This is a genomic window from Pseudomonas bubulae, assembly GCF_037023725.1.
In the GTDB taxonomy this organism is placed as follows: Bacteria; Pseudomonadota; Gammaproteobacteria; order Pseudomonadales; family Pseudomonadaceae; genus Aquipseudomonas; species Aquipseudomonas bubulae.
Window position 1 is genome coordinate 837,484 of the sequence record NZ_CP146077.1, and the last position, 14,033, is coordinate 851,516.

The 14,033-nt window shown below is 59.7% G+C and carries 16 protein-coding genes; 4 read left to right on the forward strand and 12 right to left on the reverse strand.

Features of this window, described 5'->3' with window-relative positions:
* The first annotated feature begins 58 nt into the window (after nucleotides 1–58).
* From V6L81_RS03825 to V6L81_RS03835, 3 genes are all read left to right on the forward strand, one after another.
* Complete coding sequence (locus tag V6L81_RS03825) at nucleotides 59–1,066, forward strand: methionine ABC transporter ATP-binding protein (protein WP_094999684.1); 1,008 nt, start codon at nucleotides 59–61, stop codon at nucleotides 1,064–1,066.
* Nucleotides 1,066–1,740, forward strand: coding sequence for a methionine ABC transporter permease (locus tag V6L81_RS03830; protein WP_094999685.1), 675 nt, complete (start codon nucleotides 1,066–1,068; stop codon nucleotides 1,738–1,740). The genes V6L81_RS03825 and V6L81_RS03830 overlap by 1 nt, the downstream gene beginning before the upstream one ends.
* 81 nt (nucleotides 1,741–1,821) lie before the next feature.
* Nucleotides 1,822–2,592: a MetQ/NlpA family ABC transporter substrate-binding protein gene (locus V6L81_RS03835; RefSeq protein ID WP_094999686.1), complete on the forward strand. Its 771-nt coding sequence runs from the start codon at nucleotides 1,822–1,824 to the stop codon at nucleotides 2,590–2,592.
* A 138-nt stretch (nucleotides 2,593–2,730) separates the two neighbouring features.
* Here the strand turns inward: V6L81_RS03835 and V6L81_RS03840 are convergent, their stop codons facing one another.
* The 9 genes from V6L81_RS03840 to coxB all read right to left on the reverse strand — a co-directional run bounded on the left by V6L81_RS03840 (nucleotide 2,731) and on the right by coxB (nucleotide 11,012).
* On the reverse strand, nucleotides 2,731–3,366 hold the full coding sequence (locus tag V6L81_RS03840; RefSeq protein ID WP_095026812.1) for an SCO family protein: 636 nt from the start codon (nucleotides 3,364–3,366) through the stop codon (nucleotides 2,731–2,733).
* On the reverse strand, nucleotides 3,363–4,250 hold the full coding sequence (gene cyoE / locus V6L81_RS03845; protein ID WP_153326762.1) for a heme o synthase: 888 nt from the start codon (nucleotides 4,248–4,250) through the stop codon (nucleotides 3,363–3,365). Before cyoE ends, V6L81_RS03840 begins: the two co-directional genes overlap by 4 nt.
* Complete coding sequence (locus tag V6L81_RS03850) at nucleotides 4,250–5,299, reverse strand: COX15/CtaA family protein (RefSeq protein ID WP_404824650.1); 1,050 nt, start codon at nucleotides 5,297–5,299, stop codon at nucleotides 4,250–4,252. The genes cyoE and V6L81_RS03850 overlap by 1 nt, the downstream gene beginning before the upstream one ends.
* Nucleotides 5,300–5,310: 11 nt before the next feature.
* Nucleotides 5,311–5,904, reverse strand: a complete 594-nt coding sequence (locus V6L81_RS03855; protein WP_169916460.1) for a hypothetical protein — start codon at nucleotides 5,902–5,904, stop codon at nucleotides 5,311–5,313.
* Nucleotides 5,879–6,616, reverse strand: coding sequence for an SURF1 family protein (locus tag V6L81_RS03860; RefSeq protein ID WP_094999691.1), 738 nt, complete (start codon nucleotides 6,614–6,616; stop codon nucleotides 5,879–5,881). The genes V6L81_RS03855 and V6L81_RS03860 overlap by 26 nt, the downstream gene beginning before the upstream one ends.
* On the reverse strand, nucleotides 6,613–7,500 hold the full coding sequence (locus V6L81_RS03865; RefSeq protein WP_094999692.1) for a cytochrome c oxidase subunit 3: 888 nt from the start codon (nucleotides 7,498–7,500) through the stop codon (nucleotides 6,613–6,615). Before V6L81_RS03865 ends, V6L81_RS03860 begins: the two co-directional genes overlap by 4 nt.
* Nucleotides 7,501–7,512: 12 nt before the next feature.
* Nucleotides 7,513–8,085 (reverse strand): cytochrome c oxidase assembly protein, encoded by a 573-nt coding sequence (locus V6L81_RS03870; protein ID WP_094999693.1) that lies wholly within the window; start codon nucleotides 8,083–8,085, stop codon nucleotides 7,513–7,515.
* Between the two features lie 130 nt (nucleotides 8,086–8,215).
* Nucleotides 8,216–9,805, reverse strand: a complete 1,590-nt coding sequence (ctaD, locus tag V6L81_RS03875) for a cytochrome c oxidase subunit I (protein ID WP_095017880.1) — start codon at nucleotides 9,803–9,805, stop codon at nucleotides 8,216–8,218.
* 82 nt (nucleotides 9,806–9,887) lie between these two features.
* On the reverse strand, nucleotides 9,888–11,012 hold the full coding sequence (gene coxB, locus V6L81_RS03880; RefSeq protein WP_338660490.1) for a cytochrome c oxidase subunit II: 1,125 nt from the start codon (nucleotides 11,010–11,012) through the stop codon (nucleotides 9,888–9,890).
* A 346-nt stretch (nucleotides 11,013–11,358) separates the two neighbouring features.
* On the opposite strand from coxB, the gene V6L81_RS03885 reads away from it, so the two are divergent.
* Nucleotides 11,359–11,994, forward strand: a complete 636-nt coding sequence (locus V6L81_RS03885; protein WP_094999696.1) for a hypothetical protein — start codon at nucleotides 11,359–11,361, stop codon at nucleotides 11,992–11,994.
* Between the two features lie 116 nt (nucleotides 11,995–12,110).
* On the opposite strand, the gene V6L81_RS03890 is transcribed toward V6L81_RS03885, so the two are convergent.
* The 3 genes from V6L81_RS03890 to V6L81_RS03900 are packed head-to-tail and all read right to left on the reverse strand — an operon-like array spanning nucleotide 12,111 to nucleotide 13,993.
* Complete coding sequence (locus V6L81_RS03890) at nucleotides 12,111–12,824, reverse strand: carbonic anhydrase (RefSeq protein ID WP_094999697.1); 714 nt, start codon at nucleotides 12,822–12,824, stop codon at nucleotides 12,111–12,113.
* A 42-nt stretch (nucleotides 12,825–12,866) separates the two neighbouring features.
* Nucleotides 12,867–13,361: a DUF523 domain-containing protein gene (locus V6L81_RS03895; protein ID WP_094999698.1), complete on the reverse strand. Its 495-nt coding sequence runs from the start codon at nucleotides 13,359–13,361 to the stop codon at nucleotides 12,867–12,869.
* Complete coding sequence (locus V6L81_RS03900; RefSeq protein WP_094999699.1) at nucleotides 13,358–13,993, reverse strand: 2OG-Fe(II) oxygenase; 636 nt, start codon at nucleotides 13,991–13,993, stop codon at nucleotides 13,358–13,360. The genes V6L81_RS03895 and V6L81_RS03900 overlap by 4 nt, the downstream gene beginning before the upstream one ends.
* Nucleotides 13,994–14,033: the final 40 nt, after the last annotated feature.

Genomic DNA, 14,033 nt, shown 5'->3' on the forward strand with positions numbered 1-14,033 from the left:
AAAATGCGCGCCCGGCTTACCGCTGAACTTCTATTTACGCGCCCACAAGGTTCGCTACGTGATTGAGTTTCATAACGTTCATAAAACTTACCGGGTTGCCGGTAAGGACATCCCCGCGCTGCACTCCACCACTTTGCGTGTTGAGAGCGGCCAGGTGTTCGGCCTGATAGGCCACTCCGGTGCGGGTAAAAGTACATTGCTGCGCCTGATCAACCGCCTCGAAACGCCGAGCGGCGGCAAAATCATCGTCGATAACGAAGACGTGACCGCGATGGACGCCAACGGCCTGCGCCGTTTCCGTCAGCAGGTCGGCATGATTTTCCAGCACTTCAACCTGCTGGCTTCCAAGACCGTGGCTGATAACGTCGCGATGCCTCTGACACTGGCCGGTGAATTGTCCCGCAGTGCTATTGATAAGCGCGTTGCAGAGTTGCTCGAGCGCGTGGGCCTGTCTGATCACGCCAAAAAATACCCGGCCCAACTTTCAGGCGGCCAAAAACAGCGTGTGGGCATTGCCCGTGCGCTGGCCACCAAGCCAAAAGTGTTGCTGTGCGACGAAGCCACCAGCGCCCTCGACCCGCAAACCACCGCCTCGGTGCTGCAATTGCTGGCCGAGATCAACCGTGAGCTGAAGTTGACCATCGTGCTGATCACCCACGAGATGGATGTTATCCGTCGCGTGTGTGACGAAGTGGCAGTGATGGACGCGGGGGTGATCGTTGAGCAAGGCCCGGTGGCCGATGTATTCCTGCACCCCAAGCACCCGACCACCAAGCGTTTTGTGCAGGAAGACGAGCAGATCGACGAGAGTGAGCAGCGCGACGATTTCGCTCATGTACCTGGTCGCATCGTACGCCTGACCTTCCAGGGCGAAGCTACCTACGCACCACTGCTGGGCACAATCGCCCGCGAAACAGGTGTGGACTACAGCATCCTGGCCGGTCGTATTGACCGCATCAAAGACACCCCTTATGGGCAATTGACCCTCGCCATCACCGGTGGCGATATGAAAGCGGCGTTCGCCCGCTTCGTTGCCGCTGACGTTCATATGGAGGTGCTGCGCTAATGGACGCTTTCTTGAGTTTTTTCTCCAATATCGACTGGCTGGAAATCTGGCTGGCTACCGGCGACACCCTGATGATGCTCGGCGGTTCGCTGCTGTTTACCATCGTGTTGGGCCTGCCGCTGGGCGTGCTGCTGTTTTTGTGCAGCCCGCGCCAACTGTTTGAACAAAAGGCGGTGTATGCCTTTCTGTCGCTGGCGGTGAACATTCTGCGCTCGCTGCCGTTCATCATCCTGCTGATTGTGATGATCCCCTTCACGGTACTGATTACCGGCACCTCGCTGGGCGTTGCCGGCGCCATCCCACCACTGGTGGTCGGCGCCACGCCGTTCTTCGCCCGTCTGGTGGAGACTGCCTTGCGTGAAGTGGACCGCGGCATCATCGAGGCGACCCAGGCCATGGGCGCCAGCACGCGGCAGATCATCACCAGCGCCCTGTTGCCTGAGGCGCGCCCTGGTATCTTTGCGGCGATCACCGTGACCGCCATTACCCTGGTGAGCTACACCGCGATGGCCGGTGTGGTGGGCGCAGGTGGTCTGGGCGATCTGGCGATCCGCTTCGGTTATCAGCGCTTCCAGACCGACGTGATGATCGTCACGGTGGTGCTGCTGCTGATTCTGGTGCAGATTCTGCAAACCGTTGGCGACAGGCTGGTGGTGCATTTTTCGCGCAAGTAAGTACCCCCCGGATTAATAAACGTAACCGCCAGCCTGTGGCTGGCAGATACCTGATTTCAGGTATTCCCAAGGAGTTGCTGCATGAAGAAGTTATTTGCTGCTGTGGCCGCTGTTGCGGCGTTCTCGGCCCACGCGGGCGATCTGTCGGTTGCGGCCACCCCAGTGCCTCACGCCGAAATCCTGGAGTTCGTGAAACCTGCACTGGCCAAAGAGGGTGTAAACCTCAAGGTCAAGGTGTTCACCGACTACATCCAGCCAAACGTGCAGGTGGCCGAAAAGCGCCTGGACGCCAACTTCTTCCAGCACCAACCGTACCTGGATGAGTTCAACAAGGCCAAGGGCACCCACCTGATCAACGTTGCAGCCGTTCACCTGGAGCCGCTGGGCGCTTACTCGAGCAAGTACAAAAAGCTGGATGAAATCAAAGACGGTTCTACCGTGGTGATCCCGAATGACGCCACCAACGGCGGCCGTGCGCTGTTGTTGCTGGATAAGGCCGGGCTGATTACGCTCAAGGACAAGACCAACATCCTGTCGACACCCAAAGACATTACCGCCAACCCCAAGAAGCTGAAGTTCCGCGAGTTGGAAGCAGCCACCATTCCACGGGTGCTGACCCAGGTTGATCTGGCGCTGATCAACACCAACTACGCGCTGGAAGCCAAGCTGAACCCGGAAACAGACGCACTGGTCATCGAAGGCAGCGACTCGCCTTACGTGAATATTCTGGTAGCTCGCCCGGATGACAAGGACTCGGCTGACATGCAAAAGCTGGTTGCAGCCCTGCACAGCCCGGAAGTGAAAGCGTTCATTCTTGAGAAGTACAAAGGCGCCATCGTTCCGGCGTTCTGACACCCACTGTCGGAGCAATCCCGCCCCTCTGTGGGAGCGGGCTTGCTCGCGATGGCATCATTGCGGTTTGTCTGAAAGACCGTGTCGCCTGCATCGCAGGCAAGCCAGCGCCCACCCAGTAACCTGCAGACCCCCTCCTTACTTGCGTTCAACCAATCCCGGCAACTGGGCAACCATCTTCTGGTTGTTGAACGGTGCGCGGATAAACCCTCGCTGAGTGCCGTCCGGCCCGATCAGCGCAAGATTGCCACTGTGATCCACCGTGTAGTTCGCCTTGCTGGTATCGGCGGGAATAAATGGGATGCTCACCGCGTTGGCGAGTGTCTGCAGCTCTTCAATGGAGCCCGGCGTCAGCCCCACAAACTGCGGGTCAAAGTAGCCCAGGTATTGCTTGAGCTGCTGCGGCGTGTCGCGATGGGGATCAACGCTGACCAGCACGATCTGCAGCTTGTCCTGTACCTCTTTGGGCAGCTCGCTTTTGATCTGGCGCAGTTGGGCGAGGGTGGTCGGGCAAATGTCCGGGCAGAAGGTGTAGCCAAAAAACAGCATGCTCCACTTGCCTTTCAGCGCGTTCATCACCACCGGCTGACCATCCTGGTTGGTCATCGTCACGTCCGGCAGTTGGCGGCTTTGCGGCAGCAAAATGATCCCGGCATCGATCAGCGACGTGTTATCGCCCTGGTTTTTACCCGACATCATTTTGTTAAACGTCAGGCCCATGACCAAGGCCACCAGCGCAACGAGAATAAAGACGGTCTTTTGAATTTTAGTCATAGGTTCAACATCAGATAGTGGTCGACAAGCAGCGCGATAAACAGCAGGAACAGGTAGTAGATAGAGTACTTGAACGTGTTGATCGCCGCGTGCGGCTGGGTGCCACGGTACAGCACCCACGCCCAATGCAGAAAGCGTGCGCCCAACCCTAGCGCACAGCCCAGATAGAGCAAGCCGCTCATATGGATCACAAACGGCAGCAGACTCACTGCCAGCAGGGCACAGGTGTACAGCAGGATATGCACCTTGGTGTAGTGTTCGCCGTGAGTGACCGGCAGCATCGGGATATCGGCCTTGGCGTATTCTTCCTTGCGATGAATGGCCAGGGCCCAGAAATGCGGCGGGGTCCAGGCGAAGATGATCAACACCAGCAGCAACGGCTCGGCGGTGACCTGCCCGGTAACCGCCACCCAACCCAGCAGCGGTGGGGCAGCCCCGGCGAGCCCCCCGATAACGATATTTTGCGGTGTGGCCCGTTTCAAAAAACCGGTGTAGATCACCGCATAGCCGAGCAACGACGCCAGCGTCAGCCAGGCTGTCAGCGGATTGGTAAACACCAGCAGCAATCCCATGCCCGCCAGCGCCAGCAACAGAGCGAAGGTCAGCGCAGCAACCGGCGACACTCGCCCCTGTGCCAGCGGGCGCTTGTGGGTGCGGGCCATGACGGCGTCAATGCGCCGGTCCACTACATGATTGACCGCGGCCGCAGCACCGGCACACAGGCTGATGCCCAGATTGCCGAAGATCAGCACCGGCCAGGGCACGCCGGCGCGGGTCGCCAGGAACATGCCCACCAGCGACGTAATCAGCATCAAGACCAGCACCTTGGGCTTGGTCAGCTCCAGATAATCGCGCCACAACGCCCGCTGTGCCTGCTCGCCCATCAAGGTCGCCACGGTTGTTCTCCTTTGAGGCTGTAGGTCCAGCGGGAAAATCGTGGCGCCCGGGCCCGTACCAGCACTGCGCGTGCGTGGTAATTGACCAGCACCAGGGTCAGCAGCAAAGCCGCACCCCCGGCGTTGTGGGCCACCGCCACTGCCAGCGGCAAGCCAAACAGCACATTGCTCAGGCCCAGGCCGATCTGTGCCGCCAGCGCCACCAGCAGTAACCCCGCAAGACGGCTCATGCCGACCTTGCGCAATTGCCAGGCCAGACCCAGCAGCACGCCGGTCAGCAGCATGGCGCCCAAACGATGGGTGAGGTGAATCGCTGTACGGGCTTCGCTGTCCAGTTGCCCACCCAGATAGTTGGGGCCAATGTGCTGAGTCAGATGAAAACCATTGGCGAAATCGGCTTCAGGCCACCATTGGCCATGGCAGGTCGGCACATCAACACACGCCACGGCGGCATAGTTGGAGCTGACCCATCCCCCCAATGCGATCTGCAGGATTGCCAGCATCAGCCCGGCGCTGGCCCAACGTTGCAAACGCCGCGGTACCGCCAGCGCGGGCAATACGCCAGAGAGGCGCAAGGTCAGCAAAAACAGCAAACTCAAGGTGGCAAAGCCGCCGAGCAGATGCCCGGTGACAACCTGCGGCCATAGTTTGAGCGTCACCGTCCACATGCCAAAGGCCGCCTGGGCGATCACCACCAGCAGGATAAACAGCGGCAGCTTGAGCGGCTGATCGGGCAAGTGCCGCTGCCGCCAGGCACGGGCTGCCAGGAGTACGATCATCAGGCCCAGGGTGCCAGCGAAGTAACGATGGGTCATCTCGCTCCACCCTTTATCGGCCTCCACCGGGGTATCGGGAAAATGCAGCTCGGCATGGGCCAGTTGCGCCTCGGTCTTGGGCACGCTGATAAAACCGTAGCAGCCCGGCCAGTCAGGGCAGCCCAGCCCTGCATGGGTCAGGCGGGTGTAGGCGCCGAGCAGCACCACCACCAGCGCCAGCAAGGTGGCAAGCAAGGCGAGACGAAATCCGGCTTTGGCCATGGCGTAGCCCTCTATCCGATATTGGACAGCTTCAGCAGCAGGCGCAGGTCGTTGAGCACGTCCTTGCCGATCACCCCGTAGGCGTAGCGCAGCACCAGATTGCCGTGGGGGTCGATGATCCACAGTTGCGCTGCACCGTTGCCCTCGGCACCCTGCGTATAAGTTGGCAGGTCCAGGGCGTAGCGCTGCAGTTGCGGGTATTCGAGTTGCAGCTTGGCCGCGTAGGCCGCATCTACGGGGTGTGCCGCTGCCAGTGCGTGGGTTGCGCGGGAGGCATCGCGACCCAGGCCGATCTGCAGCTGGCGGGCCAGGTACACCAGTTGCTGGCAATCCGTAGCGCAACCCTGAGGCGCGGTCACCAGCAGCTGCCAGCGTTGTTCATCGGCCGTCACCCCAAGGGCAGCGCGGCTTTGCCCGTTGCCGATTAGCTCGCCGTGGTAGCTGCGGCTTTCGGGCAGCCAGAATTTGAGTTGGTACATGCACGTGGCCAGCACCATCGGGCCGACGGTGAGCAGCAAAATAAGGATCAGTTGCAAGCGCCCGCGCCGTCGTGTGGTCGGGGGCAGGGTGCGTGTGCTTTCAGGCGGATTGATGGCCGTTCCCATGGCGTTTCTCCTGAGCAGTGTGCCAGCCGAGATACAGATAAAGACCGAGTAACGCCAGTGCCATGGCGAACCATTGCACGGCATAGGCGGTGTGTTTTTCCGGGCCCATGCCCGTGGAGATCAGTGGCCAGTCGGCCAGATACGCTGCGGGCCCGGGGGCGATGCGCACCTCGTCGGCAAAGCCTTCACGGCCCAGTTCGGCCCACAGTTTGGCTGGCATCACAGCCGTCACCAGCCGTGGCCAGGGTGCGCCCAGCGGGTCGGGGTGCAGCTGGAAGGGCGCTCCCGGTGATTCGTAGACCCAGGCCTGAATATCCAGTATCTGCTCCGGGGTGCTGAACTCGGGTGGCTTAAGGCGGCTCGGCCATGGCAACCAGCCGCGATTAAGCCACAGCCACTGGCCGCTGGCCTGATCCTGAAAGGGCTGCAGCAACTCCACACCGACCTTGCCATCGCGCATGCGGTTGTCCAGGAGCAGGCTGTGTTGACCGTCGAAATGGCCGCGCAGCTGCACGCGGCGAAAGGCCGGATCATCGAAGGTGAGCAATTGCCCGACGGTCACCGGTGCAGCCACCTGACGCTCGGCGTAGTGGTTGAGCAACTCACGCTTTTGCTCGCCCCGGTCAAGCTGCCAGAAGCCCAGAAACACCAGCAGCGGCAGCACCGCCAACACCACCAGCGTGGGGGCAAAACCAGGGCGAAAGCGCGTCATAGCACGTAAACAAACAAGAACAAGCCGAGCCACACAACATCAACAAAATGCCAGTACCAGGTTGCGGCCTGGAATCCGAACTGGTGCTCGGCATTGAAGTGGCCGCGCACAATACGGATCAGCATGATCAGCAAAATCAGCGCGCCGATGGTCACGTGGGCACCGTGAAAACCGGTGAGCATAAAGAAGGTCGCACCATAGATGCCTGAGCCCAGAGTCAACCCCAGCTCTTTGTAGGCGTGAACATATTCCTCGGCCTGGAACCCCAGGAAGCCTGCACCCAGCAACACCGTCAGCCCCAGCCAGAACTTCAACGCGCCGCGATGGCCCTTGTTCAGTGCATGGTGGGCGATGGTCAGGGTGACGCTGGAACTGACCAGCAATACGGTGTTGAGCAGCGGCAAGCCCCACGGGCTGATGGTGCCTTTGGGGGGCGGGTACAGGGCAGGGTCGGGGGTGTGCAGCAGTGGCCAGGTGAACTGAAAGTCGGGCCACAGCATATGTGCCACTGCCTTGCTGCCTTCGCCCCCCAACCACGGGCCGGCAAAGTGGCGTACATAAAACAGCGCACCAAAAAAGGCGAGAAAGAACATCACCTCGGAAAAAATAAACCAGGTCATGCCCCAGCGAAAGGAGCGGTCGAGCTGCGAGCTGTAAAGCCCGGCGCGACTCTCTTTGATCACCGCGCCAAACCAGCCGAACATCATGTAGGCAACGATCAGACCGCCGACGAAAAAGATCAGCGGCCCGTGGGATTCAGGCCGCGCCGCCTTCAGATCGTTGAACCATGTCCCCAGTCCATACACCGTGACCAGCAAGCCAATGGTGGCAATGATCGGCCACTTGCTTTGCGCCGGGACGTAGTACTGATCGTGAGTTGCCATGGGGCGTTCTCCTTATCGGGAAGGCTGGTCAGCGGCCTTGCCGGCGATGGCGGCGACGGGCGGATGGCGAGCGGTGATATCGAACAGCGTGTAAGCCAGCGTCAGGTGTTTCACATCCTTGGGCATGGCCTGATCGACGATAAAGCGCATGGGCATTTCGATCCGTTCACCCGGTTGCAGCACCTGTTGGGTAAAGCAAAAGCACTCGGTCTTGTGGAAGTACCGGGCCGCTTCGGCGGGCGAAATGCTCGGCACTGCCTGCGCTGACATCGGTTGACCGGTAGGGTTGTAGGCAACAAAGACCATCTCGTTGACCGCGCCCGGATTGACCACCAGTTGATCGCCCTTGGGGTAGAACTCCCACACCATGTCGATGGCATTGGTAGACAGGAATTGCACCCGTACCTGACGGCTCGGGTCGACCACTTGCTCCCCTTCGTACTGCCCGGCGGTCTTGCCATTGATGCCAAAGGCCTTGCACATCACGTCGTAAATCGGCACCAGGGCAAAGCCGAAGGCAAACATCACCACCACCAGCAGCGACAGGCGCAGGACCAGGCGTTTGATGGGGGTTGAGTTGTTCACGCTTGATCTCCTTGGAGCAAAAGCCCCTCTCCCAAAGGGAGAGGGGACTGACCGCACGCGGCCTCAAGAGCACCGCCAATCTGCTCCCTCTCCCTCTGGGAGAGGGTTGGGATGAGGGGCCTTTGGCCTTTCACTTGATTTCCGGCGGCGTGGTAAAGGTGTGGTACGGCGCGGGCGAAGGCACGCTCCATTCCAGACCTTCGGCGCCGTCCCACGGCTTGGCCGGTGCTGGCGGCCCACCGCGGATGCATTTGATGACAATAAACAGGAACAAAAACTGCGTCGCTCCAAACATGAACCCACCAATCGACGACACCATGTTGAAATCGGCAAATTGCAGGTTGTAGTCCGGAATCCGCCGCGGCATACCCGCCAGTCCGACAAAGTGCATCGGGAAGAACGTCAGGTTCATGCCCACAAAGGACAGCCAGAAGTGCAGCTTGCCCAGGGTTTCGTCGTACATGTGACCGGTCCATTTCGGCAGCCAGTAGTAGGTCGAAGCGAAGATGCCAAAGATTGCCCCCGGCACCAGCACATAGTGGAAATGCGCCACCACAAAATAGGTGTCGTGGTACTGAAAGTCCGCCGGGGCAATGGCCAGCATCAACCCGGAAAACCCGCCGATGGTGAACAGAATCACAAAGGCCACGGCAAACAGCATCGGCGTTTCAAAGGTCAGTGAGCCTTGCCACATGGTGCTGGCCCAGTTGAACACCTTGACCCCGGTGGGCACCGCGATCAGCAGCGTGGCGTACATGAAGAACAGCTCGCCCACCAGCGGAATGCCCACCACAAACATATGGTGCGCCCATACGATAAACGACAGGAAGGCGATGCTGGCTGTGGCGTAGACCATCGAGGTGTAGCCAAACAGCGGCTTGCGCGAGAAGGTTGGAATGATCGCGCTGACCGCACCGAAGGCCGGCAGGATCATGATGTACACCTCGGGATGGCCGAAAAACCAGAACACATGCTGGAACAGCACAGGGTCACCGCCACCTGCGGCGCTGAAAAAGCTGGTGCCGAAGTGGATATCCATCAGCATCATCGTCACCACACCCGCGAGCACCGGCATTACCGCAATCAGCAGAAAGGCGGTGATTAACCAGGTCCAGACAAACAGGGGCATTTTCATCAGGGTCATGCCGGGGGCGCGCAGGTTGAGGATGGTGGCGATCACGTTTATCGCGCCCATGATCGAGCTGATGCCCATCAAATGGATTGCAAAAATGAAAAAGGTCACGCTTTCGGGTGCGTAGGTCGTGGACAGCGGCGCGTAGAACGTCCAGCCGAAGTTGGGCCCACCTCCGGCGGTGAATAGCGTCGAAACCAGCAGTAAAAATGCGGCGGGCAACAGCCAGAAGCTGAAGTTGTTCATCCGTGGCAAGGCCATGTCCGGTGCGCCGATCATCAGCGGGATCATCCAGTTGGCCAGGCCGACAAACGCCGGCATCACCGCGCCGAAGACCATGATCAGACCGTGCATGGTGGTCATCTGGTTGAAAAAGGCCGGGGCCACGATCTGCAGGCCGGGCTGGAACAGCTCGGCGCGAATCACCATGGCAAACGAGCCGCCAAGCAGAAACATGCAGAAGCTGAACCACAGGTACAAGGTGCCGATGTCCTTGTGGTTGGTGGTCAGCACCCAGCGCATCAGGCCTTTGGCCGGGCCATGGGCCTGACCGTCTGCATGGCCGTGGTCATCGATAACAGCACTCATGTCCTGACTCCTGCAAACAGCTGGACCAAGAAGCCAGTGGCAGATTGCCCCCGACCGTTACGTGCACACATCCCCGGGCGGCTCATTTGCCTTGTTCCTGCTTGAGCGCCAGCACGTCTTTTGGTGTCACCATGTCGCCCTTGTTGTTGCCCCAGGCGTTGCGCTCGTAAGTCACCACCGCAGCGATGTCGACTTCCGACAGTTGCTTGCCGAAAGCGGCCATGGCGGTACCCGGTTTGCCGAAGAACACGCGGTGCAGGTGGTCGGCGGCAGGGCCGGTGGCAACAGGAGAACCCTTGAGTGCCGGGAACATCGGCGGCAGGCCCTGGCCCTGAGCCTGGTGACAGGCCACGCAGGCGGTGTGATAGACCTTGTCGCCACGCGCCACCAACTCGTCGAGGGTCCACTCTTTACTGGTCAACTCCTTGAGTTGCGCGGCCTGGGCCTTGCGTTCGGTCAACCAGGCGTCGTAATCGGCCCTGGTTTTGACATCAACCACAATCGGCATAAAGCCGTGGTCCTTGCCACACAGTTCGGCGCACTGGCCGCGGTAAAGGCCAGGCTTCTCGACGCGGGTCCAGGCCTCGTTGATAAACCCCGGAATGGCGTCACGTTTGAGTGCAAAAGCCGGCACCCACCAGGAATGGATGACATCGGCCGAGGTCACCAAAAACCGCACCTTGGCGCCTATGGGCAAAACCAGCGGTTCATCGACCTCGAGCAGGTAATGCTCGCCCTTGGGGGCCTGGTTGTGGATCTGGTCGGCGGGGGTGGCCAGGTTGCTGAAAAACTCGACGTCCTGGCCCAGGTATTTGTAATGCCATTTCCACTGATAGCCAGTGACCTGGATATCCACATCCGATTCACTGCTGTCATAGATATGGATCAGAGTGCGGGTCGCGGGTACAGCCATGGCGATCAGGATCACCAGGGGGATGACTGTCCACAGGATTTCGACTCTGGTGCTCTCATGAAACCTGGCCGGTTGCTGGCCGGTGGAGCGACGGTGGACGATCATCGACCAGAACATGGCCCCGAAGACGATGATGCCGATCACCACACAGATCCAGAAGATGGTCATGTGCAGGTCGAAGACCGCATGACTGACTTCGGTTGCACCTGGCGTCATATTCACGGTCCAGGCCGCTTGTGCCTGGCTGAACACTGACCACAACAGCAGGCCCATCCATAACTGTGGATGTCGCATCGCGGTGTTCCCCTTTATTTTTCTTGTTATTGCGCCGGTCTGCATCTGTACACGGGCAGCGCTACAAGGGGGCGGTGTTCCAACCAGCTGTTCCTTACCGCCGAGCCTCGTCTGCTCAAGCAGTCGGGCGTCATCGAATAACGGTTACAAAAACGAGTATAGACACAGGGCCCGGCCCCGCAATATGAGGGGCCAAAACAATGAAATAAGGGGCCATCGACAAATGGCACTCACTGCCCGGTCACAAAATGAATGACAATACTCCCCCTGAAAAACCCCTCTCCTTGACCTGAGAGGGCTACTTTTTTAAAAGTACCCCCCTGTCTAGCACCCCCCTGGAGTTCCCATGAACACCGCCGCCATCCGCGTGCAGATCTCGCGTGCCCAAGACCATGAGGCTGAAACGGGTCTGCTCGCCAAGCATCTGGCCGCTCAATTGCCACACCTTCACACCGCCATCCAATTGCCTGAAGTCGACCGTAATGTGGTGATGACGCGTTTCGTCAGCGCCTATATCGACCAGGTGCCCGACTTGCTCGATGCGGCCAATGAAGTCGCTCGCGAGGCCGGTATCGAGTCGCAGATCAAGCCGATCCTGAAAATCGCCGAGCAATTCTTTGCCCAGCCATTGCCGCTGCTCGTTGGCCACGAAGGGCTGGAGGGTTTGCTGGACGAAGCGTACCTGGCGCACCGCCTGGTCGAAGAGGTCAACGACCTCTATATCAAGCACTTCCAGCAGCCGTTGATTCCGCTGGACATGACCGTGGCCAACCTGATCGCCCACCAGTTGATTGGCGAAGACTTTGCCAACCAGCTGGATGCCGCCGTGCATCATGCGGTTGACCTGATGCTCAACGAAGAGAGCTTTGCCCTGGAGTCGGTCGAAGCCTATCGCGAGCGCCTGACCAGCCCTGAAACGGGCGCAGCCTGGAAGCGCTGGCCGTGCCTGTCCAAGCAATTGGGTGTTGGGCTGGCGTTGTAAGATTTTTGCAGGCTTTTTGTGGGAGCTGGCTTGCCTGCGATGCAGACGCTGCGGTTTAACTGACATACCGCGCTGATGCAATCGCGAGCAAGCCCGCTCCCACCGCTCATGCGCGTTTAAAACCGCGCTTTGGGCGTCGCGCTCGGGATCGGGCTGGTGCCGTCCAGTGGCAGGAATTCGCCCTTGTCGGCGTCGTAGGCCTTGATTGCGCTGGTTTCGATGTCGTAGACCCAGCCATGGATAAACAGATGCCCATTGGCCATACGCGACGCTACCGACGGGTGCGTGCGCAAGTGCTGCAGTTGGGCAATCACGTTCTCTTCCGTCAGCACGTGCATGCTTTCAGATTCATTGGCGCAGTTGCAGTTGTCCTGCACCATGGTCTTGGCCACTTCCACGTGGTGCAACCAGGCCTTTACCGTCGGCATTTTTTTCAGGCTGGCGGGGTTGAGCACGGCGCGCATCGCGCCACAATCGGAATGCCCGCAAATGATGATGTGCTGCACGCCCAGTGCCAGTACCGCGTACTCGATCGCCGTGGAAACACCACCGTTCATCTGACCGTAAGGCGGTACAACGTTGCCGACGTTACGGGTCACGAACAGATCGCCCGGTGCGCTCTGGGTGATCAGCTCCGGCACGATGCGCGAATCGGCACAGGCAATAAACATCGCACGGGGGTTTTGCGCCGTGGCCAGCTTTTTGAAAAAGGCTTCTTGTTCAGGGAAGATTTCGTGATGAAAGTGCAAAAAACCATCAACGATATGGTGCAGTGCTGAATCGGCACTTTCAGCTGCGGCCGAGGGCTGCGATTTAGGCTTGTCAGTCATCGTTGTATCCCTGGGCAATGTGATGGCGGATATTACCTGAACTCATTTCTGCGTCAAAACACCCAGTGCTTTGGCCGCTTCTTCGAGCTCCAGCTCACTGAATACCTGCACCCCTGCACGGGTCAGCAAGGCTGCAGTCACGCCCTGCCCCTCGACTTTGACACCCCTAAAGCTGCCGTCATAGGTCAGTCGATTGCCGCAGGACGGGCTGTTGGCCTTGAGAATGGCAATGCGGATGCCGTGGCGCTCAACCAGCGCCAGTGCCTGACGCGCGCCGGACACAAACGCCTCGGTTACGTCTTCGCCTTCAGTGGTAATGACTGCAGCCTTGCCCGCGAGCACCTCGACCCCTTGGCCGCCGGGGATCTCTGCTGCAGCGCGTGGCGTGGGCAAGCCGCCCGCCACTTCCGGGCACAAGGCAATCACCCGGCCTTCGGCCTGCCATTGCGCCAGTAGTGCATAGGGGCCGCTGGCGCCGCCGTCGTAGCGTACGCGATGCCCCAGCAGGCAGCGACTGACCAGTACTTTGGGGCTCATACAAACACCTCGGTGGCACGACGGCGAAACCAACCGGTCAACGACAGACGGTCACGGGTCGCAGGCATGACTTCATGGGGGATTTCGCCCGAGAGAAAGACCACCAGACACCCGCCGGTCGGCAACACGTCATAGTCGATATCGCCGTCCAGGTACATGCGCAAATGCCCACCATGCTCGGGCAGCCAGCCCTGGTTGAGATAGACCACGGCCGAAACCATGCGCCGGTCATCATCCCGAAAGCGGTCCAGATGCTTGAGGTAAAACGCACCGGGCGGGTAGAGCGCAAAGTGGCTTTCAAAGTCCTCCAGGCCCAAAAAAAGCCTGCGATTCATGGCGATTCGCAGGCTTTCCATTAACCCCAGGTAACTGTCGCAAGCCAGCGCCTCTCCCGGCTCCAGCCATTGGATATGGTCACCGCGTATTCCCTCGCGTACCTCCTGAGTCACACCGCGGCCGACCGCTGCCGGGGTCAGTTCGCCTTCAGCTGAACGTTTATGGCACTCAGCCGCCAGTTCGAGGGTCAGAGCCTCGGGCAGGAAAATATTTTGCTGTGACCATCCCTGCGTATACAGGTCGTCGACGATGCGTAGCAACAGCGGGTGATCAGAGGGTATTTGCATGGCGCGCATAGTATCGAGCCGCCTCAAAATCTGACAGCTCCGTCTGGCT

Bases quoted from the DNA above. Each gene is read 5' to 3' on its own strand.
- V6L81_RS03840 (WP_095026812.1), bottom strand. From the start codon at position 3,366: ATGACTAAAATTCAAAAGACCGTCTTTATTCTCGTTGCGCTGGTGGCC.
- cyoE (WP_153326762.1), bottom strand. From the start codon at position 4,250: ATGGGCGAGCAGGCACAGCGGGCGTTGTGGCGCGATTATCTGGAGCTG.
- V6L81_RS03865 (WP_094999692.1), bottom strand. From the start codon at position 7,500: ATGGCAACTCACGATCAGTACTACGTCCCGGCGCAAAGCAAGTGGCCG.
- V6L81_RS03895 (WP_094999698.1), bottom strand. From the start codon at position 13,361: ATGAGCCCCAAAGTACTGGTCAGTCGCTGCCTGCTGGGGCATCGCGTA.
- V6L81_RS03850 (WP_404824650.1), bottom strand. From the start codon at position 5,299: ATGGCCAAAGCCGGATTTCGTCTCGCCTTGCTTGCCACCTTGCTGGCG.
- V6L81_RS03830 (WP_094999685.1), top strand. From the start codon at position 1,066: ATGGACGCTTTCTTGAGTTTTTTCTCCAATATCGACTGGCTGGAAATC.
- V6L81_RS03835 (WP_094999686.1), top strand. From the start codon at position 1,822: ATGAAGAAGTTATTTGCTGCTGTGGCCGCTGTTGCGGCGTTCTCGGCC.
- V6L81_RS03900 (WP_094999699.1), bottom strand. From the start codon at position 13,993: ATGCGCGCCATGCAAATACCCTCTGATCACCCGCTGTTGCTACGCATC.
- V6L81_RS03890 (WP_094999697.1), bottom strand. From the start codon at position 12,824: ATGACTGACAAGCCTAAATCGCAGCCCTCGGCCGCAGCTGAAAGTGCC.
- ctaD (WP_095017880.1), bottom strand. From the start codon at position 9,805: ATGAGTGCTGTTATCGATGACCACGGCCATGCAGACGGTCAGGCCCAT.
- coxB (WP_338660490.1), bottom strand. From the start codon at position 11,012: ATGCGACATCCACAGTTATGGATGGGCCTGCTGTTGTGGTCAGTGTTC.
- V6L81_RS03860 (WP_094999691.1), bottom strand. From the start codon at position 6,616: ATGACGCGCTTTCGCCCTGGTTTTGCCCCCACGCTGGTGGTGTTGGCG.
- V6L81_RS03855 (WP_169916460.1), bottom strand. From the start codon at position 5,904: ATGGGAACGGCCATCAATCCGCCTGAAAGCACACGCACCCTGCCCCCG.
- V6L81_RS03885 (WP_094999696.1), top strand. From the start codon at position 11,359: ATGAACACCGCCGCCATCCGCGTGCAGATCTCGCGTGCCCAAGACCAT.